Raw genomic sequence first — 26,974 nt, 5'->3', positions numbered from 1 at the left:
TGGCGGGGCGTGTTGACCCCGCCTCCCTTACTGAGGACAGTTTTAGCTTTTCCAGTAGTACATTTCAAAGATTTTTTGTATACACTTTCTGAACGGCACGCTACGAGCCATGACTTTTCAGCCCTGACCATGGAGATCACGATGAACGACAGGACCCTGACGCCGCGCCCCAGCACGCTCGGTCGAGATGAATTCGTGGCCCGCTTCGGCGACATCTACGAACACTCGCCCTGGGTGGCCGAACTGACCTGGGAGCGTGGCCTCCAACCGGAGCAGGACACACCGGCCGGACTCGCCGAGGCCATGGGTCAGACATTGAGGGACGCCAGCCCCGAGCGACAGCTCGAGGTAATCCGTGCCCACCCCGACCTGGCCGGCAAGGCCGCCATCGCCGGCGAGTTGACCGACGACTCCACCCGCGAGCAGGCCGGCGCCGGGCTCGACCAGTGCACGCCCGAGGAGATGGCACGCTTCGAGCGGTTCAACGCCGCCTACAAGGCGAAGTTCGGCTTTCCTTTCGTGATGGCGGTGAAGGGCAGCGACCGGCATGCCATTCTCGCTGCTTTCGAAACCCGGCTTGAAAACACCCCCGAGGAAGAGCGACGCACCGCCATCGAACAGATCAATCGCATCGCGCGCTTCCGCCTGGAGGCACGCCTCGACGCCTGAGCCGACTGCGGAACCTGCCCTGCCTGGCGGTTCCGCATGTTGCCGCGACCCGGGAGCCATCGGGTCACGGCAACGGCTCCTAGCCGCCTCGCGCGCCGTTGTGCGCTGTCCCGTCACTGAGTCGCGTGCCTCCGGATCGGGCGCCTTCCTTCATGCCGCACTGCCTTTCGCCTGTCGTCTCGCCAGCATCCGCGCGCGCCATCGCCTCGCGCTCTCTGGCCTCGTCCTCCAAGGTCACGTTCGGCAGTAGCAGGTTGAGCATGAAAGCCGTGATGGCCGCCACCACGATGGGCGCGCCGCCGACCAGGTTCTGCAACCATTCGGGGAAGCGCTCGATCGCCGCCGGCACCTCGGCAATGCCAAGACTCAAGGCCAGCGCCAGACCCACGATGGTCATGTTGCGGGCGGAGAGCTCATCCTTGATGAGCAGCTTGATGCCGGTCATGGTGATCATGCCGAAGACGGTGATGGTGGCCCCGCCCAATACCGGATACGGGATGGTCGTCATGAGCGCGCCGAACTTGGGGCTGAAACCGGCCAGCAGCATGAAGCCGCCGGCCAGCGCCAGCACGAAGCGGCTGATGACCTTGGTCATGGCCACGATACCCACGTTCTGGCTGAACGTGGAGGTCGGCAAAGCCCCGAAGAAGGCGCTCACCGTCGTGGTCAACCCATTGCCCAGCAGGCCACCGGTCAGCTCCGGCGTTTTCAGCTCGCGATTCATGCCGCCCACGGTGGTGGCCGAAAGATCGCCGATGGTCTGTACCGAGTTGATCACGCAAATGACGACCATGGCGACGATCGCCGAGGCGTGGAATTCCATGGCGAAGGGCATGACCGTTGGCACCGCAACCCAACGGGCCTGAGCCACCGAACCGAAGTCGACCATCCCCAGCGAAAGCGATAGCGCATAGCCAACGAGAATGCCGACGATGATCGCCGAAAGCTTGACGACCCCTTTGCCGAACTGCGAGGCGACAAGCACGGTGACCAGGGTCACCAGCCCCACGACCCAGTTCAACGGATCGCCGAAGCCGGGCGCATTGACGTCACCGCTGCCCGCCATGTAGCGCACCGCGATATCGTAGAGCGACAGCCCGATCACCAGCACCACCGTCCCTGCCACCACCGGGGGGAAGAGGTGACGGATGTACTGGATGAAATAGCCCACCGCCATCATCGTGATGCCGCCGATCAACTGAGCACCGAGAATCCCTTCGATACCGAACTGGCCGCCCACGGCAATCAACGTCGGTACATAGGCAAACCCCACGCCGAAGATCGCCGGCAACCGCGCACCGAATTTCCACACTCCGTAGAGGTGGAACAGCGTGCAGACTCCCGAAGCCAACACGGCGATCTGGATCAGCAGCAGCTTTTCCTCCGGCGTGGCGCCTACCACTCCGGCAATGATGATGGGGGGGGTAATGACACCCGCGATCATGGCCAGCACGTGCTGTAGCGACAAGGGCAGCGCCTTGGTCAGCGATGGCCGGCCATGGAAATCGAAGATCGAAGTGTTGTGCTGAGTCTTTGGCATGGATCCATCCAGTCGTTGTTGTGTTCTGTATACGAAGTGACACTCGCCAATTGCTATTGGAAGTCGCTTCGACATCCGTACACCCTCGTGTCCCGGCGTGCAGGCGTTGAGCGTAATCCTGTCCAAACGGTCAGAACTGTATTCCAAATAGACTTTTTATAGACGACATTACATCACTTTATTGTATACATAAATTATTTCCACTTTTCGACCCAGCACTGGGAGCCGCCCCCTCCCTACGGCCCATCACTCACTACACTGGGTAGGGCAATGGGTAACGAGAAGGAGACCGCCATGTTTCGTGATCGCCTGGACGCGGCAGAGTTGCTGGCTCACCGCCTCGAGCACCTGAAGGGCAGCCATCCACTGGTGCTGGCCATTCCCCGCGGCGGCGTTCCCATGGGCCGCCACTTGGCCGACGCCCTGGAGGGCGAGCTCGATGTGGTGTTGGTGCGCAAGATACGCTCTCCGGGAAGTCCCGAGTTCGCCATCGGTGCCATCAGCGAGGATGGCACCATGAAGCTCGACGAGGCCGCTTCACACTTCCCCAAGGAGGCGGTGGAGCGTGAAGCGGAACGGCAGAAAGCACTCCTCAAGGAGCGTCGGCAGCGCTACAGCCCGATCCGACCACCGATCCCTCCGGAGGGTCGGGTCGTTGTGATCGTCGATGACGGCAGCGCCACCGGTGCCACGATGGAAGCGGCGCTGAAAACCCTCAAGGGGCGTGCCGAACGCCTGGTCGCCGCACTGGGCGTGGCCTCGCCCAGCGCCGTCTCTCGCCTGGAGGCGGTCGCTGACGAAGTCATCTGCCTGGATGCGCCCCAGCGATTCATGGCGGTAGGCCAGTTCTATGCCGACTTCAGCCAGGTCGAGGAGGAAGAGGTCATGGAACTGCTCGAAGAGTGACCGCCGCAACCAAAGAAAAGGCCGCCACCCTTGCGGGTGGCGGCCTACGGCGTTCAGCCGGCGACGGACTTACTTGGTCGCGGTGCTGGCGGCCTTGACGTTCTGCTCAGCCAGTTGCTGGCCTTTCTGCAGGAACTCCTGGCTCAGGTCGACTACCTTCTTGGTGTCGCCCTGCAGGCGCTCGCCCAGTTCCTTGGCGGCCTTCTGCTGGGTTTCGAAGACCTGCTTGAGACCTTCGGAGTCCTTGACGTCGACCCAGGCGCGAGCTTGAGCCAGGCTCAGGTCGGAGTAGCTACGAAAGGCTTCCAACTGAGCCGAAAGCAGCTTCTCGTAATATTCCAGCGCCAGGGTGCCATAGGCGCGCGCCGGACCGAAATACAGGTTTTCGAGTTGCTGGGTTGATTTGTCTTGAGTCTTGCTCATGAGACACCTCCTACGTTGCGTTGCCAAGGCAGGAATGCGCCTTGTTGCAATGCAACATAGCAGGCCGTTTTGTGCGTTGCAACATTTTTTGTGCATCGCACTATTTCCGCCCTGACTCTCCTAGGCTTCAGCGATAGGACCCTTCGATATCGGTGATTCGCATCGCCTGGCGGCCCAGCCCGCCATGCAAGTCGAGCATGCGCTCGAGCCAGCCGTGGACCGGGTCGGCATTCGACACTAGGTCGGCGGTGGAAACCACCCTGGCCCACATGAAGCTGCCAAACACCAGGTAGTCGGCAGCCGCCGGCGCCTCGCCATCGAGGTAGGCACTCTCCTGCAACTGCCCACGCAACGGCGCCAGGGCGGCATCGAGCTGTGCCAGCCCTTTGGCGGGGGAGTGGAACTCTTCCAGAGTCCTCCCGAAGCGCTTCTCGCGGGTCTCTCGGAAGTAGGCGCGATCCTTCGGGTCGATCGCATTGAGCAGGTCCATGATGATGGTGCGCATCATGGCCGGCGCCAGGGATCGTTCGGCATAGTGCTTGAAGAAGCGGGCCCGAGACTCGGCCACGCCGTCTCCCAGCAGCGGCGCCTCGGGATAGGCTCGGTCGAGATAGCGCAGGATCTCGTAGCTGTCAGTGATCGTTTCGTCGCCGTCGACCAGCACCGGCACCTTGTCGTAATCGGCGAAGGCCAGCGCCTCCTTGTCGGTGAAGTGCCAGGCGCGCGTTTGATAGTCGAGCCCCTTGTGCGCCATGGCGTAGCGTACCCGCCAGCAGTAGGGAGAGAAGCGCAGCCCTTCGTCGATACCGCAGAGATCGTAGAGAACCCTTGCCATGGTGCCTCCTGGCGTTTGTTGGAGTGAGCTCCGATAGTGCCAGCCATGACTCATGACTGCCAAGCGCGGCCTTGCTCGGTACGACCAGGCGTCTTGGCCTGTCCATTAGTCTAATAACAATTCCGCGACGCCCCCATTTCCAATCTGCCCTTCCATTTACAAGCTTTTGTTTTGGCACCGTTTGTAGAAAGTCGTCAGATTGCCATCCGGAGCAGACTTATTGGTAAGACCAATTACCCGAGATGGCAAGTTCCGCTCGCTCTTCGTATCGTTGCCTCCCCGTCGGCCGCACACGCCGGGGCGCCCCAAAGCAACCCTATGCCGAAGGGCTCAACAAGGAGAATCGAGGAAACGTTCATGTCGGATACGACCCTAGCTCTACTCGCTTTCACGCCGTTGATACTCGCCGGCGTGCTGCTTATCGGTTTTCGCATGGCCGCTCGAACGGCCATGCCGATCGTCTTTGTGGTCACGGCCCTGATCGGGCTGTTCGCTTGGGAGATGAGCTTCAACCGGGTTCTGGCCTCAACGCTCCAGGGGCTGATCCTGACCGTCTCCATCCTGTGGATCATCTTCGGTGCCATTCTGCTGCTGAATACGTTGAAGCACTCCGGCGGCATTGCGGCCATTCGCAACGGTTTTTCCGGCATCAGCCCCGACCGCCGCGTTCAGGCCCTGATCGTGGCCTGGCTGTTCGGTTGCTTCATTGAAGGGGCCTCCGGCTTCGGCACCCCGGCCGCTGTGGCTGCTCCGCTGATGGTCGCGCTCGGCTTCCCGGCGCTTTCCGCGGTGGTCGTGGGCATGATGATCCAATCCACACCGGTCTCCTTCGGTGCCGTGGGCACGCCGATCGTTGTCGGTGTCACCGGCGGCGTCAACGCCAGCGCCATCACCGAGCAGCTCGAAGCGGGTGGTTATACCTGGCTCGAGTACTTTCGCCTGATCGCGGCGGAAGTCGCCATCGTGCACGGCATCGTGGGTATTCTCATGCCGCTTATCATGGTGGTGATCATGGTGCGCTTCTTCGGTGCCAATCGCTCCTGGAAGGAAGGGCTCTCCATCGCCCCCTTCGCCATCTTTACCGGTGTCGCCTTCGTGGTTCCCTATATGCTGGCTGGCGTCCTGCTGGGGCCGGAATTCCCCTCGATGATTGGCGCCATGGTAGGGCTTGCCATCGTTGTGCCGGCAGCGCGGCGCGGCTTCCTCCTGCCCAAGGACAGCTGGGATTTCCCGGAGCGTAGCGCTTGGCCAGAAGGCTGGATCGGCAAGATCGAGATCAAGATCGACGATATCGCTGGCAAGACGCCGCTCTCCACCTGGATGGGCTGGCTGCCCTACGTGCTACTGGCGCTGTTCCTGGTGGCGTCGCGCGTCATCGACCCGCTGCGCGAGGCACTCAATGCCTTCGCCTTCGGCTGGAGCGATATTCTCGGCGAAGCCGGCGTGTCCGGTAGCATCGCTCCGCTCTACCTGCCGGGCGGCATCCTGCTGATGGTGGTGCTGGTCACTGCCGTGATGCATCGCATGCGCGTGGGCGAGCTCAAGGCTGCCTTCGGCGAGTCCTCGCGTACCCTGCTGGGTGCCGGCTTCGTGCTGATCTTCACCATTCCCATGGTGCGAATCCTGATCAACTCCGGCGTCAATGCCGCTGACCTGGTCTCGATGCCGGTAGCCATGGCGCAGTTCGTCGCCAATAGCGTGGGTGACGTCTACCCCTTCTTCGCCCCCGCCGTGGGCGCGCTGGGCGCCTTCATCGCCGGTTCGAACACCGTGTCGAACCTGATGCTGGCCGAGTTCCAGTTCAACGTCGCGGGTGCGCTGGGCGTCTCCACCGCCATGATGGTGGCGCTGCAGGCCGTCGGTGCCGCGGCGGGCAACATGATCGCCATCCACAATGTGGTTGCGGCATCGGCTACCGTCGGTCTGCTCGGCCGCGAAGGCGAAACCATCCGCAAGACGATCCTGCCGACGCTCTACTACCTGATCTTCACCGGTCTGATCGGTCTGATCGCCTTCTATGTGCTCGGGGTCTCGGATCCGCTGATGCAAGTCGGCGGCTAATTGCCCCCACGCCGCTGCCCACCCGGGTAGCGGCGTCACTCCCAATCCCCCAGGCGCATGGCAGAGCGTTCGAGGCGTCGATCCTCGGCCTCGATGTCACGCAACTGCGCCTCGATCCCCGACAGATGATCGAGCGCAGCGCGCCGGGCCGCCTGCGGCTTGCCTTCCATGACCGCCCGGTAGAGCCTGGCATGCTGCCGGTTGATCATCTCCCGCGGTTCGGCACGGTGATAGAGGTTCTTCACCGAAGTGAAGACCGAGCTCAGCAGCAGATCGGTGAGCGACTGCAGCGTATGCACCAGCACGGGGTTATGTGAGGCCTGGCAGATCGCCAGGTGAAAGGCGTGGTCCAGATGGGCCAGTCGCTCCACATCGATGCCCTCGCCGTCCTCGATATATGCCGCCATGGCCTCGTAGCGACGCTGGATCAGCACCCGGTCAGCCGGCGTGGCGCGCTCGGCCGCGAGACTTGCCGATTCGCCCTCGAGCAGCGAACGCACTTCCAGCAGGTCGAACAGGGTACGTGGATGGTCGCGGAAAAGGTGCATCAGCGGACTGTCGTCGCGCCCAGGCACCAGCGCCGCCACCGCCGAGCCGCGCCCTTGGCGGGTGACGATGATGCCCTTGCTGCGCAGCACCCGGAGTCCTTCACGCAGCGACGTGCGCGACACTCCCAGACGGTCGCAAAGGCGCCGCTCGGAAGGCAGCAATTGCCCCGGGCGAAACACGCCGTCGAGTATCAGCCGCTCGAGGCGAGCGGCCACCGCGTCCGGCGTGCGGGTCGGCGCCAGGCTCTCGTTATCCTGAAACATGATTCCTCCGCGCATTCCCCGGCTTGTCACCACGGGCTGGTTGCGCCATGGTGTATCATGAAAATTATTTCCATGACAGCAGAAAACAACTGGTAATACCAGTAGACCGCAGACTGGACAGAACGGTCGGCTCGGCGCACATTGGGCCCCTGCACAAGGATAACCCTGCCGCCAAGACTCGCTATGAGGCGCCCATGAACATCCTCTACGACGAAAGACTCGACGGTCCGACCCCGCAGCTGGACAGGGCGGCCATACGCGACACCCTCCGCCAGGCCATTCCGGACATGACCCTGCTGCACCGGGAGGAGGACATGCGCCCCTTCGAGTGCGACGGCCTGTCGGTCTATCGCACCCTGCCCCTGCTGGTGGCGCTGCCCGACTCCCTCGACCAGGTGCAGCGCCTGCTGTCGGAGTGTCATCGTCTCGGCGTGCCGGTGGTGACCCGCGGTGCCGGTACCGGCCTCTCCGCCGGGGCGCTGCCGCTCACCCACGGCGTATTGCTGGTGATGTCCCGCTTCGCACGCATCCTCGAGATCGACCCCGAGGCACGTATCGCCCGGGTCGAGCCCGGCGTGCGCAACCTGGCCATCTCCGAGGCGGCCTCCCCCTACGGACTCTACTACGCACCCGACCCCTCGTCGCAGATCGCCTGCTCGATCGGCGGCAACGTGGCCGAGAATGCCGGTGGCGTGCACTGCCTGAAGTACGGCCTCACTGTGCATAACGTGGTCAAGGTGGAAGTGCTGACCGCCGAAGGCGAGCGCATGACGCTGGGCAGCGATGCACTGGACGCCCCCGGCTTCGACCTGCTGGCGCTCTTCAACGGCTCAGAGGGCATGCTCGGTGTGGTCACCGAGATCACCGTCAAACTGTTGCCCAAGCCGGAAGTGGCCAAGGTGCTGATGGCCAGCTTCGACGACGTGGAGAAAGCCGGCAACGCAGTAGGCGCCATCATCGAGGCCGGCATCATTCCCGGCGGCCTGGAGATGATGGACAAGCTTGCCATCATCGCCGCCGAAGACTTCGTCCATGCCGGTTACCCGGTGGAGGCCGAGGCCATCCTGCTGTGCGAGCTCGATGGGGTCGAGGCCGACGTCGACGACGATTGCGAGACCGTGCGACGCGTGCTGGAGAAGGCCGGTGCCACCGGCATCCAGCAGGCCCGCGACGACGCCGAGCGTGCCCGGTTCTGGGCCGGGCGCAAGAACGCCTTCCCCGCGGTGGGCCGCATGTCGCCCGACTACTACTGCATGGACGGCACCATCCCGCGGCGCGAGCTGGCGCGGGTACTCAAGGGCATCAGCGAGCTTTCCGAGCGCTACGGATTGAAGGTAGCCAACGTGTTCCATGCCGGCGACGGCAACATGCACCCGTTGATCCTGTTCGATGCCAACCGCGAGGGGGAGCTGGCCGTGGCCGAGGCGCTGGGTGGCGAGATTCTCGAACTGTGCGTCCGGGTCGGCGGCACCATCACCGGCGAGCACGGTGTCGGCCGCGAGAAGATCAACCAAATGTGCGCCCAGTTCCGCCCCGACGAGCTGGCCACCTTCCGTGCCGCCAAGGCCGCCTTCGACCCCCGCGACCTGCTCAACCCGGGCAAGAACATTCCCACCCCGGCACGCTGTTCGGAATTCCGCACCATCAAGAGTGCGGCCGCCGACGACGCCGCCGGCGCACTGCAAGGCTGACGGAGTGACCATGACAACGGCAACCACACCCCGCGACCAAGATGCCGGTGAGGCCCTGGCCGAGCGCATCCGCCAGGCCAGCGTCGACGGCACCCCGCTGCGCATCGTCGGCGGTGATACGCGCTTCTTCTATGGTCGCGAGGTAGAGGGCGGCGAGCTCTCCACCCGCGAGCACCGCGGCATCGCCTTCTACGACCCGGTGGAGCTGGTGGTCTCGGTGCGCACCGGCACGCCGATTGGCGAGCTCGAGGCCGCCCTGGCCGAGAACGGTCAGATGCTGCCCTTCGAACCGCCACGCTACGGCGAGGCCAGCACCGTGGGCGGCATGGTCGCCACCGGCCTCTCCGGCCCGCGCCGCCCCTGGGCGGGCAGCGTGCGCGACTTCGTGCTCGGCACGCGAGTGATCAACCACGAGGGCATCGAGCAGCGCTTCGGCGGCGAGGTGATGAAGAACGTGGCCGGCTACGACCTGTCGCGGCTGATGGTGGGCGCCCAGGGCACACTGGGGCTGATTACCGAGGTCTCGTTCAAGGTGCTGCCGATCGCCGGCGCCACCCATAGCCTGCGCCTGGAGCTGCCGCTCGACGAGGCGCGCCTGCGCCTGGCCGAGTGGGGCCGCGAACCGCTGCCGATCAGCGCCGCGGCGTGGCTCGACGGCGCCCTGCACCTGCGCCTGGAGGGAGGGCCGAGTTCGGTGGCCGCCACACGCGCACGCATCGGCGGCGACGACCTCGACAACGACTTCTGGCCCGCCCTGCGCGACCAGCGCCTGGCCTTCTTTCGTACCGGTTCGCCCCACGAAGCCAAAGCACCGTTATGGCGTCTTTCGTTGCCCCACCGCACCCCGGCGCTCGAGTTGCCGGGCGTCGACGAGGCCCAGATGCTGCATGACTGGGCCGGTGCCCAGCGCTGGCTGCGTGCCGATCTCGATGCCCAGACCGTACGTCAGGCCTGCCGGGCCGCGGGTGGCCATGCCACTTGCTATGGCCCGCGCCCGGCCGAGGTGGAGCCTTTTACGCCGCTGCCCGAGGTGGTGATGAAGTATCACCGCAACCTCAAGGCCCAGCTCGATCCCAAGGGGCTCTTCAACCCCGACCGGCTCTACGCGGCGATCTGACAGACAGGATTTTTCGACATGCAGACGCACTTTACCGAAGAAGCCCTCAAGCAGCCGCACATCCAGGAAGCCGACCGCGTCCTGCGCAGCTGCGTGCATTGCGGTTTCTGCAACGCCACCTGCCCCACCTACCAGTTGCTGGGCGACGAGCGCGACGGGCCGCGCGGGCGCATCTACCTGATGAAGCAGATGCTCGAGAACCCCGACGACAGCGAGAACGTCACCGAGCAGACCCGCCTGCACCTGGACCGCTGCCTGACCTGTCGCAACTGCGAGACCACCTGCCCATCCGGCGTGGAGTATCACAAGCTGCTCGACATCGGCCGCGCCGAAATCGAGCGCCGGGTGCCGCGCAGCCCCGCCGACCGGGCCCAGCGCTACGCACTCCGCAAGGCGCTGGTGGAGCCCAAGCGCTTCCAGGCACTGCTCAAGCTGGGCCAGACCTTCCGCCCGCTGGTGCCCGGCAAGCTCAAGGACAAGATGCCGCCCAAGCCGGTCGATGCCGGCACACGCCCCGACCACCAGCGCCACGCGCGGCAGATGCTGGTCCTGGAAGGCTGCGTGCAACCGGGCCTCTCGCCCAATACCAACGCCGCCACGGCGCGAGTGCTCGACCGCCTGGGCATCGGCCTGACGCCGGTCAGCGAGGCCGGCTGCTGCGGCGCCATCGACTTCCACTTGAACGCCCAGGATGACGGCCGCGCCCGTGCGCGCGCCAACATCGACGCCTGGTGGCCGCATATCGAGGCCGGGGCCGAAGCCATCGTGCAGACCGCCAGCGGCTGCGGCGCCTTCGTCAAGGAGTACGCCGAGATTCTCAAAGGCGACCCGGCCTATGCCGAAAAGGCCAGGCGCGTCAGCGAACTGGCCAAGGATCTCGTGGAGGTGCTGCGCGACGAGGACCTGACGGGCCTTCAGGTCGACGCGGGCCGGCGGCTGGCCTTCCACTGCCCTTGTACGCTGCAACACGCGCAGAAGCTCGGCGGCGCGGTGGAAGGCGTGCTGGTCAAGCTCGGCTTCACCCTGACCCCGGTGGCCGACGCCCACCTCTGCTGCGGCTCGGCGGGGACCTACTCGATCACCCAGCCGGAGCTCGCCACGCAGTTGCGCGACAACAAGCTCAACAACCTGGAAGCCGGCAACCCCGAGACGATCATCACCGCCAATATCGGCTGCCAGACGCATCTCAACGGCGCGGGGCGTACACCGGTCAGGCATTGGATCGAGATCGTCGATGAGGCTCTGCCGCTCGTAAGCCGCTAGCCGTTACGATAGTTGCCAGCGCAAGGGGCGGCGGGGACAGGCCGAAGAGGAGGTTCCCATGCCAGGGATGGCATCGGTAGCGCCCAAGGATGGGTTCACAGCGCCTCCTCGTAGACCTGTCGCCGTCACAGCCCCGCGACTCACCCCTAGGGCGCCATCCGCCCCGCATAGCCTACTGTTTGATTCCCACAGGAGAGCCCCATGAAGACCAAACCCGTACTCACCCTGACCGAGGTCAACGCCATCCTCGATGCCGCCCAGAAGGAGGCCGAAGCCAACGACTGGAAAGTGACCATTGCCGTCGCCGACGACGGCGGCCACCTGCTCGGCCTGCGCCGCCTCGATGGCGCCCCGGCCATGACGCCCGACATCGCCACCCAGAAGGCACGCAGCTCGGCGCTCGGTGCGCGGGAGACCCAGGCCTTCGAGGAGATGATCAACGGCGGGCGCAACGCCTTTCTCTCCGCACCGATGCAGGGCCTGCTTTCCGGCGGCGTCCCGGTGCTGGTCGACGGCCAGATGGCCGGTACCGTCGGCGTTTCCGGCGTCAAGCCCGACCAGGACGTGCAGGTCGCCAAGGCGGGCATTGCTGCGATCGCCTGACGAAACTTGAACAGGCCGGCCGCGGCACGCTGCCAGACAGCCGCCGCGGCCGGCCTTTTTTCGTTCTTCGTGCCCCGACTGGCGTAGGCTCAGCCCTTCCCGGGGCGACGATGGCGTAGCTCACCGTTCAACGCCTTGATGATGGTGTAGCACATCACCAGCATCACGACGGAGAACGGAATCGCCGTCGCTGTCACCCCCGCCTGAAGCGCCGCCAGGCCGCCGCCAATCAGCAGCACGATGGCGATCAGCCCCTCCACTGTGGCCCAGAACATCCGCTGGGGCCTGGGCGCATCGATCTTGCCTCCGGCGGTGATGGTATCGATGACCAGGGAGCCGGAATCCGACGAGGTGACGAAGAAGATCAGGGCCAGCACAATGCCGAGGGTCGACATCAGTCCCGTCAAGGGCAGTTCATTCAACATGCCGAACAGCGACAGCTCGGGGCTGTAGCCGTCGATCACGTACTCCTTGACCAGGCTGCTGCCGGGGTCGGCGTAGAGCTGGTCCAGCGCGGTGGCGCCAAAGACGCCCATCCAGATGAAAATGAAGAGGCTGGGAATCAACAGCACGCAGGTCACGAATTCCCGCACCGTACGCCCACGCGACACCCGGGCGATGAACATGCCGACGAACGGTGCCCAGCTGACCCACCAGGCCCAGTAGAAGATCGTCCAGGCCTGGCGATAGGCATCGTCTTCGCGTCCGAAGGGGGCCGACAGCGGGATGAACTCCTTCGCATAGGCCACAAGGCCCGTCCAGAAACCGCCCAGGGCCACCAGGGTCGGGCCCACTAAGAGCACGAAGAAGAAGAACAGCACGGCCAAGATCATGTTGATCTCGGAGAGCTTCTTCACGCCACCTTCGAGCCCGCGCCAGACCGACACCAGCGCCACTGCCGTCACCAGTACGATGATGACCACCTGAGCCGCGGTGCTGACTTCCAGCCCGAAGACGAAATTCATCCCGGCGTTGGCCTGCTGGGCGCCGAGCCCGAGCGACGTGGCAAGACCGAACAGGGTGGAAAACACCGCCAGGATATCGATGACGTGCCCCCACCAGCCCCACACGCGCTCACCCAGGATCGGGAAGAACGCCGAACGAATGGAGAACGGTAGCCCCTTGTTGTAGGTGAAGATAGCCAGGGCCAACGCCATGACTACATAGACGGCCCAGCCGTGAATGCCCCAGTGGAGGTAGGTGCCGGCAAGCCCCAGCGCCGTTGCCTCGGGAATGGCCTCCGGATTCAGCTCACCATCGGCACCGAAGGGTGACGCAATGCCCAACGGCAGCGAGACGTTGGCATGATAGACCGGCTCCAGCACACCGAAGAACAGCAGCCCGATACCGATACCGGCGGCGAACAGCATGGCAAACCAGGAAAGGTAACCGTAATCCGGCCGGGCATCGGGTCCTCCCAGCCTTACCGCCCCATAGGGCAGGATGACGAGCGCGATACAGAACAGGATGAAGAAATCCACCACGAGCATGAAATACCAGTCCAGCGTTCCGGTGGCGAAACCGACGATGGACTGGAAGATGTCACCCGCCTTCTCGGGGAACAGCAGGGTGAGGATGATGAAAACCACCGAAGCGAGTGCAGATACAACGAAGACCCGGTTGTGAATGTCGAAACCGATAGGTCCCAGCCGCCCCTCGATGTTGTCCTGACCGACGGTGTAATCCGTCTGCATGTCGCTGGACATGGATCTCGAATCTGGATCACTCGGGCTATGCATATCGGGACACTTCCTTTTATCCTAATATAAAGAATGAGTTAGGTTCGTAGCACAAGCCTAGATGAGCCGGGCCATGCGTTCCACTGACGCCCCGCGGCAGGCCTGGTGGGACGCTATTCGCCTGTGTGAAGCGCTGGTGCCATCTATACTGACAGCGCCACGCCGTTGCCCTGCAGCCGCGACGGGCGATGGCGAGGTCGACACAGGCACTCATTACGGCCAGCCCAGGGCGGCGTCGACAGGGCTGCGCCCAACGGGAGGAACCCACATGATCAAGAAGCTCTTTGCCGCATTGGTACTGATGGCCTTCATGGCCCCTGCGTGGGCACACATGTGCCCATCGCTGATGTCGGACATCGACGAAGCGCTGGAAGACGACGAAAAGGTTTCCCAACTCAGCGAGGACGAACTCGCACAGGTACGCGACCTGCGAGAGCAGGGTGAGCAGTACCACAACGACGGCGAACACGACCAGTCCGAGGAGGCACTGAACGAAGCCAAGGAGATACTCGGCGTCTGAGGAGAACCGGGCGAGGGCGCCCTCGCCCGGTTCCTGCTATAGGTTCCTCACTCCCCCGGCCCGGGACAGCGCATCAGGGTGACCTCGTAATCCTCGCGTTCGGGATAGGTGAGTGTGAGGACTTCACCCTCGCCTTCGTCGCTCTCCTCCTCAAGGGAGAAGTGTATGCTCTCGTCCGTGGCCATATCGTCCGGCGGACAGTCGAGTTCGGCGCTCCAGGCATTGTCGCCCTCTTCCGCCACCGCCATGTCACAGGAGGCGTCGCTTCCCTCGAAGCGCGACGGACCCAGCGTGATCGCACGAACCTCATCGCCTCCCTCGGCGCACAGTGCCGGCTCGGTTGCCCAGCGCCCCGCGTAGGCAACGGCGTCATCCAACGACGGGTCGGCATCGTCCTGGGCATGAACATGACCTGCGAAGCCAACCAGCCCCACTGCGGCACACATTGCCATCCATCCGTAGTGTCGTAGCTCCATATTGTTACCTCGGTGTTAGCGTTGTGTTGAGATTCGCCAATATCAGGGTAGCCCAATCTGCGCGTATGCCAGTCTTTCGGCGAGCCGGATCACGGTTAGCTTCCTCATGATTTGCACCGCCGTGACAGCCCGATATCATGGTGCCTTTCGCTGCCCCGCCATCGCGGGGCCGCTCCATGCTCGAGACACCGCCATGCCGCTGCTCTATTTTTTGCCCCCGCTGGGCGCCGTGCTGATCTGGTCGGGCAACATGACCATCAACCAGCTCACCGTGGGCACCATCGCGCCCAGCAGCATCGCTTTCCTGCGCTGGTTGCTGGCCCTGGCGATTCTCACCCCCTTCCTGCTACCGGCCGCCTGGCGTCACCGGCATGCGATTCGCCGTGACTGGGCCAAGCTCGCCACCCTGGGCCTGCTCGGCATGGGGCTGTGGCAAGGGCTCGCCTACGTGGCCGCCGAAACCACCACGGCTACCAACATGGGTATTCTTGCCGCCATGGTACCGCTGCTCACGGTGCTGCTCAGTGCACTGATCCTGCGCGAGGCGCCGAGCCTGGGTGGCACCCTGGGCGGACTGATCGCCCTGTTCGGCGTCCTGGTTCTGCTGGGACGCGGCGACCCGCTCTCGCTGCTCGAGCTGCAGGTCGCTCCCGGAGACCTGCTGATGGTCATCGCCGCGACCTGCTATGCGCTCTATGGCGTCATGCTCAAACGCTGGCCCCTGGACCTGCCGCCCTGGGTGCTGCTCTACGCCCAGGTGGTGTTCGCCGTGCTGTTCCTGCTGCCGCCCTACCTGCTGGGACCGATGACACCGATCGACGGTGAGAATGTCTGGTTGATTCTGTATGCCGGTATCCCCGCCTCGATAGTCACCACCTTCCTGTGGATGCGTGCCATCCGGCGGATCGGCGCCAGCCAGGCCAGCATTTTCATCAACCTGATGCCGCTGTTCAGTGCACTTATCGCCATGGCTTTCCTCGACGAGCGCATTGCGCTGTTCCATCTGGTGGGTGGCGTGTTGGTGCTGGCCGGGGTGCTCATGGCCCAGACCCTGACCCAACCGCTCATCCGCAGAGCCACACGCAATACATGACAGTCGATACCACTTCGCTCAATCGGGAGAGAAATTTCTTTGCCGCCAGCCAGACACTGTGGCTGTTCGGCTACGGCTCGCTGATCTGGAAGGCGGAGTTTCCCTTTCACGAACGCCGCCCCGCCCACATCGAGGGCTGGGCGCGACGCTTCTGGCAAGGCTCTCATGATCATCGCGGCACGCCGGATGCCCCGGGGCGCGTAGCCACCCTGGTCGAATCCCCCGGCGCACACTGCCAGGGCATGGCCTACCGTATCGATGCCGCCACCCTGGGCCCGCTGGATATACGCGAGAAGAACGGTTATCTGCGCGAACGGGTGACGCTGCATTTCCACGACGGCAGTCATACCGAGGGCCTGATCTATCTAGCCACCGAGAAGAACGCCGCCTTTCTCGGCGACGCCCCACTCGACGAGATGGCCCACCAGATCGCCAACGCCCAAGGCCCCAGCGGCGCCAACCGCGATTATCTGCTGAACCTCGCCACCGCGCTGGAGGATCTCGGTGCGGTGGATGAGCATGTGTTCGAGCTGGCCGAGCGAGTAGAGCGTTACTCGCCCTGAACCCGGCCAGACGCTGCCAAGCGGCTACTCTCCTCGGGCCATGCGCTGCGCTAGAGAAGATACATGCGCAAGGGCATCCAGATTCCCATGCCGATCATGATCAAGTTCTCGGTCAACGACACGAAGCCCAGCGGCACCTGACTGTCGCCGCCGACGCAGGCACACTTGAGCTCGCGCCTGTCGACATAGACCGCCTTGAACACCGAGACGGCGCCCACTGTGCCGATGAACAGCGCCAACGGAGCGGCCAGCCAGACCAGGGCCCCAGCCAGCATCAGGATGCCTGCCAGCGTCTCGGCATAGGGGTACACATAGCCATAGCGCACCTGCCGTTGGGCCAGTAGATCGTAGTTGAGGAACATGGTGCTGAAGCTCTCCACGTCCTTGAGCTTCTGCAACCCCAGCAGGGCCATGGCGATGGCGATGAAGTACTCCGGCATCCTGGGGCTCAGCAACGAGCCTGTTGCGGTCCAGCTGACCGCAAGCCCCAGCAGCAACGCCGTGGCAAACAGGGCGATGACAGGCCGGTACGTGGTCTCGTCCTCGTCCGGCGAGTCCTTACCGAAATACTCGCGCAGCTCGTCATAGCCGCCGATGCGCTGGCCGTCGATAAAGGTCTGGGGCGTGGTATCGACGTCGTGCTTCTCCTTGAACGCTTCCGTCTCCTCCCGCGTGGCCAGGTGGTGGTCCTCCACCTCGAAGCCCTTGCGCTCCAGCAGGTCCTTGCTCTTCAGGCCGAAAGGACAGATGTGCTCTTTCATGACCATGCGGTAGAGCTGGGCTGTTTTTCCCCTTTCCTCCGCTTGCGCCTGCGGCATGGGTCTTCCTCCTTTCCATGAAGTCTGCACAACAAGTGTAGAAGTCAGTCCCCCGGCGTGAAGACCATCAGGGGGCCTGGTACCGCAGCAGGCGACGAAGGATAAGCGCAACGAAGCAGGATTCAGCGAATCCCCGCCCTGAGGAACGACTGCACGAACTGGCGCTGGAACAACAGGAAGGCGACAAGCAGCGGGGCGATGCTGAGCAGCGTCGCGGCGCTGACGGTGGCCCAGTTGACCCCGGTTTCCGGCGCCGAGAAGATGCCCAGCCCCACGGTGAGCGGGCGGCTCTCCACCGAGTTGGTCACCACCAGCGGCCACAGGAAATTGTTCCAGTGGTGGCTGATCGAGACCAGGCCGTAGGCCAGGTAGGTGGGCTTGGCCAAGGGAACGTAGACCTTGAGCAGGATCGCCATCCAGCCGCAGCCTTCCACTCGCGCGGCCTCCTCCAGCTCGCGGGGAATGGTCTTGAAGGTCTGGCGCAGCAGGAAGATGCCGAAGGCACTGGCCACGTAGGGCAGCCCCACCCCGGTGATGGTGTCGACCAGCCCCAGGCCGCTGGCGATGCGGTAGTTCTCGACGATCAACACCTCGGGAAAGACGAACAGCTGAATCAGCACCAGCATGAACAGCACGTCGCGGCCGGGGACGGGAAAGCGGGCAAAGGCGAAACCGGCCAGGGTGCAGACCACGAACTGAGCGAGCACCACCCCGGTCACCAGCAGAAAGGTATTGAGGTAGTAGCGCGCGAACGGCGCCTGGGCCCAGGCGTTGGCGAAGTTGTCCAGCGTGAGCGGGGCGAACAGGTCGAAGCGCACCATGTAGGCCGGCGGATGGAAGGCGGCCCAGATCGCGTAGAGCAGTGGAAAGATCCAGACGATGGCCAACAGCCAGGCAGCCGTGGTCTCGAGGCCCGGCACCCGGCTCGTGAACCGCCTGGCGGCAGTGAGACTGGCCTGGTTCATGGTCTCGCCTCCGGTCGTGATGAAGCGCTCATTGATAGTGCGTCCGGCGATCGAGCACGGTGAACTTGAGCGTGGCCACCACCGCCAGCACCATCAGGATCACCACCGTGATGGTGGCCGCGTAGGTGCGGTCGAAGAACGAGAAGGCGTTCTCGTAGACGTAGTAGAGCAGCAGGTTGGTGGCATTGTTGGGCCCGCCTTTGGTCAGGATGAACAGGTGGTCGACCACCCGCACGGCGTTGATCAGCGCATTGATCAGTACGAACAACGTGGTCGGCATCAGCAGCGGAAAGGTGACCCGCCAGAAGAAGCTCCAGCGGCTGGTGCCCTCCAGGTCCGAGGCTTCCTTCAGCTCCGGCGGGATGCTCTGCAGCGCCGCCAGGTAGAAGATCATGAAGAAGCCGGCCTCCTTCCAAACGGTCATCAGGATCACCGAACCGAGCGCCACGCTGGGGTCGCCCAGCCAGTTGACGCCCGAGACACCCAGCGCTCCGAGCAGCTTGTTGAACAGGCCGATCTGCGGGGCGTAGAAGAACATCCAGACGTTGGCCGCGGCGATCATCGGCAGGATGGTCGGCGTGAAGTAAGCCATGCGCACGAAGCCGCGCCCCGGCAGGCGCGCGTTGACGAACAGCGCCATGCCCAGCGCCAGGGCGATGGAGGTGGGAATGGTGCCCAGGGCGTAGATCAGGTTGTTGCGCGCCACCCGCCAGAAGGTGCGGTCCTCCACCAGCATGGCGTAGTTCTCCAGCCCGACGAACTCCGGCGGCGCGCCGCGAAAGCCGGGCAGGAAGAAGCTGTTGATCAGCGTCGCCACGGTAGGCAGGTAGGCGAAGGTGCCGAGCAGCACCGCCGCCGGCAGCAGCAACAGCGCGCCGTAGATCTGCATGCGTCGGTCGGCATTTTGGATCACTCGAATTGGCCTCCTGCGCCATGGCGGTACCGGCGGCAAGACCTACGAGGAGGCGCTGTGAATCCTTCCCTGGACGCTACATTCGACATCCCTGTCGAATGACCTCCTCTTCGGCCTTGCCCCCGGCGCTTCTTTGCCTCTCGTTATGTGCCCACGCCAGGAAGCGCTGCACAAATAGGCGAGCGAGATGAAGCGCAAGGCGCACGGAGCACAGAACCGAGCGAAGCGACAAACAGCCGTAGGCTGGCCCCGAAGGGGCGAGAAGCCGAAGGCTGCGAGTCAACCGGAGCCTATGGGGTATAGGTGAGGATTCCGAGCACCGCGCAACGCAGCGATTCGCTCGCGCAGCCATTTGTCAGTGTTTCCTTAGCGGGAGCGTGCATAGCGGCGCAGCGCCGCGTCAGCTTCCGCCTGGGCTTGCTTCAGCGCCTCCTCGGGGCTCATCTCGCCCGTCAGCGCCGCCTGCACGGCGTTATCCAGCGCCCGGCGCACACGCCCACCCTGGTAGGTGGCCAGCTCCGCCGTGGCATGCTCGAGCTGGTCGCGAGCCACCGCCGCGGGCGGAAACTCCTCGACGTAGTTGCGCAGCGCCTCGGTCTCGTAAGCAGCCGGGCTCACCCCCATGTAGCCGGTCTCGATCGACCAGGCCGCGGCGCGTTCCGGGTCGGTCATCCAGCGAATGAAGGTGAGTGCGGCGTGTCGCTCCTCGTCGGTGGTGTCCTTGAACAGGTAGAAGTTGCCGCCACCGGTGGGGCTGCCGCGCTGCTCCTTCATCGGCAGCATCGCCACGCCGAAGTCGAACGAAGCCTCGTTGCGCACCGCGGTGAGGTTGCCGGTGCTGTGCCACATCATGGCGGTGGACTGCTCGAGAAAGTTCTGGCGCAGGGTGCCCCACTCGATGGCGCCATCCGGCATGGCGTCATGCTCTTGTGCCAACGCCACCCAGTATTCCAGGGCCTCGATGGCGGCCGGGTCGTCGAAATAGACCTCGGTGCCCTCCTCGTTCATCAGCCGGTGACCGTTCTGGAAGGCGAAGGCCTGGAACATCCAGTAGGGATAGCCGGTAGAAGGCACCATCACGCCCCACTGCTCGCCATTGCTGGCCTCACGCACGGCGGCGGCCATCTCGGCCATCTCCTCCCAGGTTTCGGGTGGCGTCTCGGGGTCGAGCCCGGCGGCTTCGAAGGCCTCCTTGTTCCAGTAGAGCACGATGGTCGAGCGCTGGAAGGGGATGCCGAAGGTCTGGCCGTCGATCTGGCCGTTCTCCATCAGCCCCGGGTAGAAGTTGTCGAGCCATTCACGCTCCTCGTCGCTCTCGACCACCTCGTCGAAGGCCACGATGGCGTCCTGCTCCAGCAGATCGAACAGGTCGATGGAGAAAAGCACCGAGAGCTGGGGTGCCTCGCCGGCCTCGATGGCCGACATGGCCCGCACGCGGGTGTCGTCGTAGTTGCCGGCGTAGATGGCCTCCACCGCGATATCGGGGTGTTCGTTCTCGAATTCGGCTACCAGGCCGTCGATCACGTCGGTCAGGGCACCGCCCACGGCGACCGGGTAGTACATGGTCAACTCGGTTTCGGCCTGGGCACCAAGCGAGCCAGCCGTCAGCAGGCCGGCCAGGGCGACGGTTCCCATTCGGTTGCCCTTGATGAGAGAGAAGCGTGCATTCATCGGTTCACTCCTGGAGAGTCATTCCCTACGTGGTTGGACGAGGCCTAGGCCTCGCGGTCTTGTCCTGCGGAAGCCGCCGAACCCGGCGAGTTCGGCAAGTTCGGCTCGAAGCGTCGACGCCCCGGCGGCGCGGCCAGGTCATGCCCGGCGATCGCCAGGCGCCGGCCATCGTCGGCGGCAAAGAAGTGAGCCGCCTCGCGCCGCCACTGCAGCCGGCAGGCCGAACCGGCGGCGACGTTCGGCTTGCCGTCGAGGCGGGCACGCAGCTGCTGGCTGCCGACCTGCAGGCGCACGATGCTGTCGGCACCGAGGAACTCGGCATCGATCACCTCGGCGGGCACGCCGGCGGCGTCGGCCGGCAGCAGGCTAATATTCTCGGGACGCACGCCGAACCAATGGCCCTTGGCCTCGTGAGGCGCCACGCTGCAGTGCGGCTCGCCGTCGATCACCGCGCCGTCGGCGGCGGCGGCAAGCGTCACCAGGTTCATCGCCGGGCTGCCGATGAAGCCGGCGGCGAAGGCCGTCGCCGGCCTGTCGTAGAGTTCTCCGGGCGTGCCGTCCTGCACGATGCGCCCCTCCTGCATCAGGATCACCCGGTCGCCCATGCTCATGGCCTCGACCTGGTCATGCGTGACGTAGATCACCGTCATGCCGAGGCGCTGCTGTAGCGCCCTGATTTCTCGGCGCATCTCGCCGCGCAGGCGAGCGTCGAGGTTGGAGAGCGGTTCGTCCATCAGGCAGATGGGGTGTTCCGAGATGATCGCCCGTGCCAGGGCCACCCGCTGGCGCTGGCCGCCGGAGAGCTGGGCCGGCTTGCGCTCCAGGTAGGCTTCGAGGTCGACCAGCTGGGCCACACGGGCCAGCCGTTCGCGTCGTTCGGCCCTGGGGACCTTGCGGCTGCGCAGGCCGAAGACGATGTTGTCGGCCACGCTCAGGTGGGGGAAGAGCGCATAGGACTGGAATACCATGCTGATGCCGCGGTCCCCCGGCGGCAGGTGAGTGACGTCGCGCTCACCGATATGGATGCTTCCTGCGCTGGCCTGCTCGAGGCCGGCGATCATGCGCAGCGTGGTCGACTTGCCGCAGCCCGAGGGGCCGAGCAGGATGACGAACTCGCCCGGCGCCACGTCGAAGCCGATGCCGTCGACGGCGGCGGTATCGCCCCAGCGCTTGCTCACGGCCTCGAGCCGGATGCGCTGGCTGTCCTTCGCACCTGCTTGCGGGCCGGATGGCTGACTGAGCGGTTTCAGGGTCCGGTTGTTGTTATTCAGGTTCATGCTGCGTCCGCATTGCCGATAAAGGCGTGGCATGGCTGTCATCGACTCTCCCGAAACTCAGCGTAGCCGCAAATCCTTCGGTGTGCGGCCATCCTGATGCGTTTCGATGACGAAGCGATGACGGAAAGGCGACCGAGCGGTAACAGTCGGGCCCGCATATCGGCATGCTAGAATGCGGCTTCACCCTGATCAGGAACCGAGCGCAATGTCCCTTGACGACCTGCACCTCAACCTGCGCAACCTGACGCAGGACGATTACCCTCAGCTCAAGAAGCTGATGGATGCCGTCTACGACGACATCGGTGGCGCCTGGCCGCAGCACTCCATTGACAGGCTGATCCAGGAGTTTCCCGACGGCCAGATCGTCATCGAGGACGACGGCAAGCTCGTCGGTGTCGCCCTGACCGTGCGGGTCGACTACGACGAGTTCTCCAACCCGCACAAATACGACGACCTGGTGGGCCATCGCGATATCATCCTCAACGACCCCGAGGGTGACGCCATGTACGGGCTGGATGTGCTGATCCACCCCGACTATCGCGGCTATCGCCTCGGTCGGCGCCTCTACGAGGCGCGCAAGGAGCTGTGCCGCTCGATGAATCTGCGCGCGATACTCGCCGGCGGGCGTATCCCCAACTACCACGAGCACCCCGACCTCAGCCCCGCCGAGTACATCGAGCGCGTGGCGCGCAAGGAGATCCACGACCCGATCCTCTCCTTCCAGTTGGCCAACGACTTCCAGGTCAAGCGACTGCTGCGCAAGTACCTGCCGGAGGACGAAAAGTCCCAGGGCTACGCCACCCTGCTGGAGTGGAACAACATCCTCTTCGAACCCGCCGAGCGGGTGCTGGAGAACCGTCCCACCCAGGTGCGGGTCGGCGCCGTGCAGTGGCAGATGCGCGAATGCGCCTCCATGGAATCGGTGCTGCAGCAGGTGGAGTACTTCGTCGATGCCATTTCCAGCTACCAGAGCGACTTCGCCGTCTTTCCGGAGCTGTTCAACGCCCCGTTGATGGGCTTGCAGGATCGCGCCACCCAGCAGGACCAGCTCGCCGCCATCCGCTACCTGGCCGGCTTCACCGAGCAGTTCAAGAACGAGCTGTCGCGCATGGCGGTCTCCTACAACATCAACATCATCGCCGGCTCGATGATCGAGGTAGGCGAGGAAGATCGGCTCTACAACGTCAGCTACCTGTGTCATCGCGACGGCGATGTCGAAAAGCAGTCGAAGCTCCACATCACGCCCCAGGAGCGCCGCGAGTGGGTGATAGAAGGCGGCGACGAGCTGCGCGTATTCGACACCGACGCCGGACGCATCGGCATCCTGATCTGCTACGACGTGGAATTCCCCGAACTGGGCCGGCTCCTGGCCGACCAGGACATGGACATCCTCTTCGTGCCGTTCTGGACCGACACCAAGAACGGTTACCTGCGGGTACGCCACTGTGCCCAGGCGCGGGCCATCGAGAACGAGTGCTACGTGGTCCTGTGCGGCAGCGTGGGTAACGTGCCGTCGATCCGCAACCTGGACATCCAGTATGCCCAGTCGGCGGTGTTCTCGCCCTCGGACTTTCCCTTCCCTCATGACGCCGTGCTTGCCGAGACCACACCCAACACCGAGATGGTGATCTTCTCCGATCTCGATCTCACCCGGCTCACCGTGGTGCGCGCCGAAGGCTCGGTGACCAACCTGAAGGATCGGCGCAAGGATCTCTTCGACCTGCGCTGGCGCGACTGGTCATGGAAGTCCGGCGCCCGGCAGGAGGAGAGCTGAGGCCGTGTTTCGCCGCTTGCAGCGCTGGCGGGCCGAACGCTTCGAGGCTCGCCACCCCTTTCCCAAGGCGGCCTGGGACGAGGCGCGCGTGCGTCTGCCGCTGCTGGCCTTTCTCGATGACGACGAGGCCGGACGCCTCGGGCGACGCGCGTGGCGCTTTCTGCACGCCAAGCGCCTGAGCCTGCATCCCGACCTTACCCGTACCCCCTTCGACGAGGCCGCCCAGCTGGCCCTGGCCGCCCAGGCCTGCCTGCTGACGCTGGGCTGGTCGGACGACGAACACGACGAGGCGTTCAGCGGCTTCCACGAGATCCTGATCCTGCCCGACGCCTTTCATCGCCAGGTCGAGGAGATGGATGAATTCGGCGTGATGCACGCCTACGAGGACGAGCGGGCAGGAGAGACCTCGCATCAGGGCCCCGTGGTGGTGGCCTTTCCCGACCTGATGGAGAGCGGCGACTTCAGCGGCTTCAACGTGGTGATCCACGAGCTCGCGCACAAGCTCGACATGGGCAACTCGCTCGACGTCGACGGTTTCCCGCCGCTGCCGCGGGACATGGACCCCAGGGAGTGGCACCGCGTCTTCACCGCCGTGTGGGATGACCTGCAGGGGTACCTCGCACGCGGCGAGGAACCGCCCATCGACGATTACGCCGCCACCCACCCCGGCGAGTGCTTCGCCGTATGCTGCGAGACCTTCTTCAGCGCCCCCGATGTGCTCGCCGGCGCCTATCCCGAACTCTACGCGCTGCTCGTCCGCTACTTCCGCCAGGACCCGCTACGCCGCCTGCCCGAAGCTGACGCCACCACGCACGCCTGAGTTCATTTCCCCTCCAGCAGGCTGACCAGCTCAGGTACCGGCCGCTCGGCATGGCCCGACTCGCTGGCCTGCCGATAGAGCGCCAGCACCGCTTCCGCCACGCCATGCTCGGCGGCGAGATCCTCGGTCATGGTGCGGTAGTAGCCGATGTCCTTGAGCGCATTGGCCACGCTGAAGCGAAATCCGGACGGATCGTCGGCTTCGATGAAGGGGCGCAGGCGCTCGAGGATCACGCCGCCGCCGCCGCCCTTGCCCAGCACCTCGAGTAGCGCCGCATCGTCGATGCCGGCCCGGCGCGAGGCCGCCGCGGCTTCGGCCAATACTGCGGTGAAGCCCAGCGAGACGAAGTTGTGCAGTAGCTTGAGCGTGTGGCCCGCGCCCACCGGCCCGGCATGAGCGATATTCTCGGCGTAGCATTCCAGCAGGGGTCGCACCTCTTCGAACAGCGCATTCGGCGCACCGACGATCAGGTTCAGACGCCCCGCCTCGGCCTCCTTGGGCGTGCGCGTCATGGCGGCGTCCATGAAACGGCCGCCCGCCGCCGCCACTCGCTCGGCTACGCGCTCGGTGGAGCTCGGCAACGCCGTGGAGCAGTCGATCACCACGCTACCCGGCACGAGCCCCTCGAGCACGCCGCCCGGTTCGAACAGTACCGCTTCCACCTCCGGTGAACCGGTCACGCACAGGATCACGATCTCGGCGGCTTCGGCCACCTCGCGTCCGCTGCCCTTGGCCACGGCCCCCGCCGCCAGCAGGTCGTCCACCGGCTGATTGCCGGGATGTTCCAAAAAGCAAAGCGTGTGTCCGCCTCGCAGAATATTGGCGGCAATGCCATGCCCCATCAGGCCGACCCCGACCAGGCCGACCTTGCGTAACTCGTTCATGTCCTACTCCTCGTCAACGCGCATATTGCGATTTCAACCCCGCTTTTCATCCGTGCTTCAGCGCTACGGTCTTCAGACGCGTGTAGCTGCGCAGCCCCTCGAAGCCCTTCTCGCGACCGTGACCGGAGCGTCCCACGCCACCGAACGGCAGCTCGATACCACCGCCGGCGCCGTAGTTATTGATGAAAACCTGACCACTGCGAATGCCCTTGGCCAGGCGAAGCTGACGACCGCCGTCGCGGGTCCAGATCCCGGCGCACAGGCCGAAGTCGGTGGCGTTGGCCAGGCGCAGCGCCTCGGTCTCGTCATGAAAGACCTGCACCGCCAGCACCGGGCCGAACAGCTCCTCGCGCAGCACGTCGTGGCCTGCCGGGATGCCGCTGAGAATCTGCGGCACCACGAAATGGCCCCCGGCCGGTGCGCCCTCGGCCAGTTGGCCACAGGCCAGCATCTGCACGCCGGCGGCGCAGGCCGCCTCCAGGCGAGCCTCGAGCTTGGCCTTCTGGCGCGCGTTGATCAACGGCCCGCAGTCGGCATCCGCCTCGCCGACGTCGCAGCGCAGGGCCGAGAAGCGTTCGGCCAGCTCGCCCAGCACCGCCTCGGCGCAGCTCGCCTCTACCAGGAGTCGGCTGCCGGCCGAGCAGGTCTGCCCGGCGTTTTGCACGATCCCGCGCACCACGGCTTCCAGGGCGGCCTCCCGGTCGGCGTCGGCGAAAACGATCTGCGGCGACTTGCCGCCCAGCTCCAGCGTCACCGGCACGTGATGCGCTGCCGCGGCCTGAGCGACGAACGTACCCGTCTCGGGCGAGCCGGTGAACGAAAGATGGTCGATCGCCGGGTGCCCCGCCAGAATGGCCCCGGCCTCGCGGCCCAGCCCCGGCACCACGTTGAGAACGCCGGGCGGCAAGCCGTTTTCCTGCGCCAGCTGGGCCAGGCGCAGCACGCTCAGGCAGGCATCCTCGGCAGGCTTGAGCACCACGGTGTTGCCGGCCGCCAGGGCGGCAGCCACGCAGCGGCCGAAGATCTGCGCCGGGTAGTTCCAGGGGATGATCTGGGCGCAGACGCCGAAGGGTTCACGCAGGGTCAGTACGGCAAAGCCTTCGTCAAAGGGGATCGTCTCGCCGTGCAGCTTGTCGGCGCCGCCACCGTAGAAGCGGAAGTAGCGAGCGCAGGCGTTGATGTCGGCCTTCGCCTGGGTCATCGGCTTGCCGGTGTCGGCGCATTCCAGCGCCGCCAGGTTGGCGTGGTCGGCCTCTATCGCATCGGCGAAGCCCAGCAGCCATTCGCCGCGGCGACGGGCGCTCCAGCGCGACCAGTCACCCGCGTGTCCGGCAAAGGCGCGTCGCGCAGCGTCAACCGCCACCATCACCTCTTCAGTCTGGCAGCGGGCGATCCGGGCAATGGTTTGGCCGCTGGAAGGCGTCTCGACCTCCAGCAGCGCCTGGGTCGGCACCCACTCGCCGCCGATCAAGGCGTCGCTGGGCGGTGTCACCGGTAGAGGGGCCATGTGTCCTCCTTGTCTTTGTCGTTGTTCCTCGAAC

25 protein-coding genes are annotated in these 26,974 nt (G+C 64.9%); 12 read left to right on the top strand and 13 right to left on the bottom strand.

Features of this window, described 5'->3' with window-relative positions; genetic code table 11:
- The first annotated feature begins 141 nt into the window (after positions 1-141).
- On the top strand, positions 142-669 hold the full coding sequence (uraD, locus tag ACOJCM_RS12845; protein ID WP_445212440.1) for a 2-oxo-4-hydroxy-4-carboxy-5-ureidoimidazoline decarboxylase: 528 nt from the start codon (positions 142-144) through the stop codon (positions 667-669).
- 79 nt (positions 670-748) lie between these two features.
- Here the strand turns inward: uraD and ACOJCM_RS12840 are convergent, their stop codons facing one another.
- Positions 749-2,209: a uracil-xanthine permease family protein gene (locus ACOJCM_RS12840; protein ID WP_445212439.1), complete on the bottom strand. Its 1,461-nt coding sequence runs from the start codon at positions 2,207-2,209 to the stop codon at positions 749-751.
- 294 nt (positions 2,210-2,503) lie between these two features.
- Between ACOJCM_RS12840 and ACOJCM_RS12835 the strand changes: the two genes are divergently transcribed.
- On the top strand, positions 2,504-3,115 hold the full coding sequence (locus tag ACOJCM_RS12835) for a phosphoribosyltransferase (protein ID WP_445212438.1): 612 nt from the start codon (positions 2,504-2,506) through the stop codon (positions 3,113-3,115).
- A 69-nt stretch (positions 3,116-3,184) separates the two neighbouring features.
- Here the strand turns inward: ACOJCM_RS12835 and ACOJCM_RS12830 are convergent, their stop codons facing one another.
- Positions 3,185-3,538, bottom strand: a complete 354-nt coding sequence (locus tag ACOJCM_RS12830; protein ID WP_445212437.1) for a phasin family protein — start codon at positions 3,536-3,538, stop codon at positions 3,185-3,187.
- Positions 3,539-3,665: 127 nt separating this feature from the next.
- A complete protein-coding gene (locus ACOJCM_RS12825) occupies positions 3,666-4,373 on the bottom strand; it encodes a glutathione S-transferase N-terminal domain-containing protein (protein ID WP_445212436.1) in 708 nt (235 codons plus the stop codon).
- Between the two features lie 357 nt (positions 4,374-4,730).
- On the opposite strand from ACOJCM_RS12825, the gene ACOJCM_RS12820 reads away from it, so the two are divergent.
- Positions 4,731-6,434, top strand: a complete 1,704-nt coding sequence (locus ACOJCM_RS12820) for an L-lactate permease (RefSeq protein ID WP_445212435.1) — start codon at positions 4,731-4,733, stop codon at positions 6,432-6,434.
- Between the two features lie 35 nt (positions 6,435-6,469).
- On the opposite strand, the gene glcC is transcribed toward ACOJCM_RS12820, so the two are convergent.
- A complete protein-coding gene (gene glcC / locus ACOJCM_RS12815) occupies positions 6,470-7,246 on the bottom strand; it encodes a transcriptional regulator GlcC (protein ID WP_445212434.1) in 777 nt (258 codons plus the stop codon).
- Positions 7,247-7,440: 194 nt separating this feature from the next.
- Between glcC and glcD the strand changes: the two genes are divergently transcribed.
- The 4 genes from glcD (at position 7,441) to ACOJCM_RS12795 (ending at position 11,920) form a co-directional block, all read left to right on the top strand.
- Complete coding sequence (glcD, locus tag ACOJCM_RS12810; protein ID WP_445212433.1) at positions 7,441-8,937, top strand: glycolate oxidase subunit GlcD; 1,497 nt, start codon at positions 7,441-7,443, stop codon at positions 8,935-8,937.
- 10 nt (positions 8,938-8,947) lie between these two features.
- A complete protein-coding gene (gene glcE / locus ACOJCM_RS12805; protein WP_445212432.1) occupies positions 8,948-10,054 on the top strand; it encodes a glycolate oxidase subunit GlcE in 1,107 nt (368 codons plus the stop codon).
- Between the two features lie 18 nt (positions 10,055-10,072).
- Positions 10,073-11,317: a glycolate oxidase subunit GlcF gene (gene glcF, locus ACOJCM_RS12800; protein ID WP_445212431.1), complete on the top strand. Its 1,245-nt coding sequence runs from the start codon at positions 10,073-10,075 to the stop codon at positions 11,315-11,317.
- Positions 11,318-11,518: 201 nt separating this feature from the next.
- Complete coding sequence (locus tag ACOJCM_RS12795; RefSeq protein WP_445212430.1) at positions 11,519-11,920, top strand: GlcG/HbpS family heme-binding protein; 402 nt, start codon at positions 11,519-11,521, stop codon at positions 11,918-11,920.
- Between the two features lie 89 nt (positions 11,921-12,009).
- Here the strand turns inward: ACOJCM_RS12795 and ACOJCM_RS12790 are convergent, their stop codons facing one another.
- Positions 12,010-13,626, bottom strand: a complete 1,617-nt coding sequence (locus ACOJCM_RS12790; protein WP_445212429.1) for a BCCT family transporter — start codon at positions 13,624-13,626, stop codon at positions 12,010-12,012.
- A gap of 301 nt (positions 13,627-13,927) precedes the next feature.
- On the opposite strand from ACOJCM_RS12790, the gene ACOJCM_RS12785 reads away from it, so the two are divergent.
- Complete coding sequence (locus ACOJCM_RS12785; RefSeq protein WP_445212428.1) at positions 13,928-14,179, top strand: hypothetical protein; 252 nt, start codon at positions 13,928-13,930, stop codon at positions 14,177-14,179.
- A gap of 47 nt (positions 14,180-14,226) precedes the next feature.
- Here ACOJCM_RS12785 and ACOJCM_RS12780 read toward each other — a convergent pair whose 3' ends face one another.
- Positions 14,227-14,655: a hypothetical protein gene (locus ACOJCM_RS12780; RefSeq protein WP_445212427.1), complete on the bottom strand. Its 429-nt coding sequence runs from the start codon at positions 14,653-14,655 to the stop codon at positions 14,227-14,229.
- A gap of 193 nt (positions 14,656-14,848) precedes the next feature.
- Between ACOJCM_RS12780 and ACOJCM_RS12775 the strand changes: the two genes are divergently transcribed.
- Together ACOJCM_RS12775 and ACOJCM_RS12770 are read left to right on the top strand one after the other, a co-directional pair.
- Complete coding sequence (locus tag ACOJCM_RS12775; protein ID WP_445212469.1) at positions 14,849-15,748, top strand: DMT family transporter; 900 nt, start codon at positions 14,849-14,851, stop codon at positions 15,746-15,748.
- Entirely contained in the window at positions 15,745-16,311 is a 567-nt protein-coding gene (locus tag ACOJCM_RS12770) for a gamma-glutamylcyclotransferase (RefSeq protein WP_445212426.1), read from the top strand. Before ACOJCM_RS12775 ends, ACOJCM_RS12770 begins: the two co-directional genes overlap by 4 nt.
- Positions 16,312-16,361: 50 nt before the next feature.
- Here the strand turns inward: ACOJCM_RS12770 and ACOJCM_RS12765 are convergent, their stop codons facing one another.
- The 5 genes from ACOJCM_RS12765 to ACOJCM_RS12745 all read right to left on the bottom strand — a co-directional run bounded on the left by ACOJCM_RS12765 (position 16,362) and on the right by ACOJCM_RS12745 (position 21,955).
- On the bottom strand, positions 16,362-17,129 hold the full coding sequence (locus ACOJCM_RS12765) for a MauE/DoxX family redox-associated membrane protein (protein ID WP_445212425.1): 768 nt from the start codon (positions 17,127-17,129) through the stop codon (positions 16,362-16,364).
- A gap of 122 nt (positions 17,130-17,251) precedes the next feature.
- Complete coding sequence (locus ACOJCM_RS12760; protein ID WP_445212424.1) at positions 17,252-18,094, bottom strand: carbohydrate ABC transporter permease; 843 nt, start codon at positions 18,092-18,094, stop codon at positions 17,252-17,254.
- Positions 18,095-18,122: 28 nt separating this feature from the next.
- Positions 18,123-18,983 carry a carbohydrate ABC transporter permease gene (locus tag ACOJCM_RS12755; protein WP_445212468.1) on the bottom strand — a complete coding sequence of 287 codons (861 nt, stop codon included), beginning with the start codon at positions 18,981-18,983 and terminating at the stop codon, positions 18,123-18,125.
- A 390-nt stretch (positions 18,984-19,373) separates the two neighbouring features.
- On the bottom strand, positions 19,374-20,678 hold the full coding sequence (locus tag ACOJCM_RS12750) for an ABC transporter substrate-binding protein (RefSeq protein WP_445212423.1): 1,305 nt from the start codon (positions 20,676-20,678) through the stop codon (positions 19,374-19,376).
- A 44-nt stretch (positions 20,679-20,722) separates the two neighbouring features.
- A complete protein-coding gene (locus ACOJCM_RS12745; RefSeq protein WP_445212422.1) occupies positions 20,723-21,955 on the bottom strand; it encodes an ABC transporter ATP-binding protein in 1,233 nt (410 codons plus the stop codon).
- A gap of 205 nt (positions 21,956-22,160) precedes the next feature.
- Here ACOJCM_RS12745 and ACOJCM_RS12740 point away from each other — a divergent pair, with 205 nt between their 5' ends.
- A complete protein-coding gene (locus tag ACOJCM_RS12740; protein ID WP_445212421.1) occupies positions 22,161-23,729 on the top strand; it encodes a GNAT family N-acetyltransferase in 1,569 nt (522 codons plus the stop codon).
- Between the two features lie 4 nt (positions 23,730-23,733).
- A complete protein-coding gene (locus tag ACOJCM_RS12735; protein ID WP_445212420.1) occupies positions 23,734-24,549 on the top strand; it encodes a M90 family metallopeptidase in 816 nt (271 codons plus the stop codon).
- 2 nt (positions 24,550-24,551) lie between these two features.
- Here the strand turns inward: ACOJCM_RS12735 and ACOJCM_RS12730 are convergent, their stop codons facing one another.
- Both ACOJCM_RS12730 and ACOJCM_RS12725 read right to left on the bottom strand, forming a co-directional pair.
- Positions 24,552-25,433, bottom strand: coding sequence for an NAD(P)-dependent oxidoreductase (locus tag ACOJCM_RS12730; protein ID WP_445212419.1), 882 nt, complete (start codon positions 25,431-25,433; stop codon positions 24,552-24,554).
- 46 nt (positions 25,434-25,479) lie between these two features.
- Complete coding sequence (locus ACOJCM_RS12725) at positions 25,480-26,940, bottom strand: aldehyde dehydrogenase family protein (protein ID WP_445212418.1); 1,461 nt, start codon at positions 26,938-26,940, stop codon at positions 25,480-25,482.
- Between the last annotated feature and the right edge of the window lie 34 nt (positions 26,941-26,974).

This window comes from Billgrantia hypersalina (genome assembly GCF_052584175.1).
The sequence above is the reverse complement of the archived record's forward strand: the minus strand, read 5'-3'. Positions and strand labels throughout refer to the sequence as shown.

Excerpts from the sequence above, each read along its gene's own strand:
- glcE (WP_445212432.1), top strand. The coding sequence starts at position 8,948 with ATGACAACGGCAACCACACCCCGCGACCAAGATGCCGGTGAGGCCCTG.
- ACOJCM_RS12760 (WP_445212424.1), bottom strand. The coding sequence starts at position 18,094 with ATGAACCAGGCCAGTCTCACTGCCGCCAGGCGGTTCACGAGCCGGGTG.
- ACOJCM_RS12730 (WP_445212419.1), bottom strand. The coding sequence starts at position 25,433 with ATGAACGAGTTACGCAAGGTCGGCCTGGTCGGGGTCGGCCTGATGGGG.
- ACOJCM_RS12820 (WP_445212435.1), top strand. The coding sequence starts at position 4,731 with ATGTCGGATACGACCCTAGCTCTACTCGCTTTCACGCCGTTGATACTC.
- ACOJCM_RS12780 (WP_445212427.1), bottom strand. The coding sequence starts at position 14,655 with ATGGAGCTACGACACTACGGATGGATGGCAATGTGTGCCGCAGTGGGG.
- glcC (WP_445212434.1), bottom strand. The coding sequence starts at position 7,246 with ATGTTTCAGGATAACGAGAGCCTGGCGCCGACCCGCACGCCGGACGCG.
- ACOJCM_RS12750 (WP_445212423.1), bottom strand. The coding sequence starts at position 20,678 with ATGAATGCACGCTTCTCTCTCATCAAGGGCAACCGAATGGGAACCGTC.
- ACOJCM_RS12770 (WP_445212426.1), top strand. The coding sequence starts at position 15,745 with ATGACAGTCGATACCACTTCGCTCAATCGGGAGAGAAATTTCTTTGCC.
- ACOJCM_RS12840 (WP_445212439.1), bottom strand. The coding sequence starts at position 2,209 with ATGCCAAAGACTCAGCACAACACTTCGATCTTCGATTTCCATGGCCGG.
- ACOJCM_RS12745 (WP_445212422.1), bottom strand. The coding sequence starts at position 21,955 with ATGAACCTGAATAACAACAACCGGACCCTGAAACCGCTCAGTCAGCCA.
- glcD (WP_445212433.1), top strand. The coding sequence starts at position 7,441 with ATGAACATCCTCTACGACGAAAGACTCGACGGTCCGACCCCGCAGCTG.
- ACOJCM_RS12825 (WP_445212436.1), bottom strand. The coding sequence starts at position 4,373 with ATGGCAAGGGTTCTCTACGATCTCTGCGGTATCGACGAAGGGCTGCGC.
- ACOJCM_RS12790 (WP_445212429.1), bottom strand. The coding sequence starts at position 13,626 with ATGTCCAGCGACATGCAGACGGATTACACCGTCGGTCAGGACAACATC.
- ACOJCM_RS12765 (WP_445212425.1), bottom strand. The coding sequence starts at position 17,129 with ATGCCGCAGGCGCAAGCGGAGGAAAGGGGAAAAACAGCCCAGCTCTAC.
- glcF (WP_445212431.1), top strand. The coding sequence starts at position 10,073 with ATGCAGACGCACTTTACCGAAGAAGCCCTCAAGCAGCCGCACATCCAG.
- uraD (WP_445212440.1), top strand. The coding sequence starts at position 142 with ATGAACGACAGGACCCTGACGCCGCGCCCCAGCACGCTCGGTCGAGAT.
- ACOJCM_RS12725 (WP_445212418.1), bottom strand. The coding sequence starts at position 26,940 with ATGGCCCCTCTACCGGTGACACCGCCCAGCGACGCCTTGATCGGCGGC.
- ACOJCM_RS12785 (WP_445212428.1), top strand. The coding sequence starts at position 13,928 with ATGATCAAGAAGCTCTTTGCCGCATTGGTACTGATGGCCTTCATGGCC.
- ACOJCM_RS12775 (WP_445212469.1), top strand. The coding sequence starts at position 14,849 with ATGCCGCTGCTCTATTTTTTGCCCCCGCTGGGCGCCGTGCTGATCTGG.
- ACOJCM_RS12830 (WP_445212437.1), bottom strand. The coding sequence starts at position 3,538 with ATGAGCAAGACTCAAGACAAATCAACCCAGCAACTCGAAAACCTGTAT.
- ACOJCM_RS12795 (WP_445212430.1), top strand. The coding sequence starts at position 11,519 with ATGAAGACCAAACCCGTACTCACCCTGACCGAGGTCAACGCCATCCTC.
- ACOJCM_RS12755 (WP_445212468.1), bottom strand. The coding sequence starts at position 18,983 with ATGCAGATCTACGGCGCGCTGTTGCTGCTGCCGGCGGCGGTGCTGCTC.
- ACOJCM_RS12740 (WP_445212421.1), top strand. The coding sequence starts at position 22,161 with ATGTCCCTTGACGACCTGCACCTCAACCTGCGCAACCTGACGCAGGAC.
- ACOJCM_RS12835 (WP_445212438.1), top strand. The coding sequence starts at position 2,504 with ATGTTTCGTGATCGCCTGGACGCGGCAGAGTTGCTGGCTCACCGCCTC.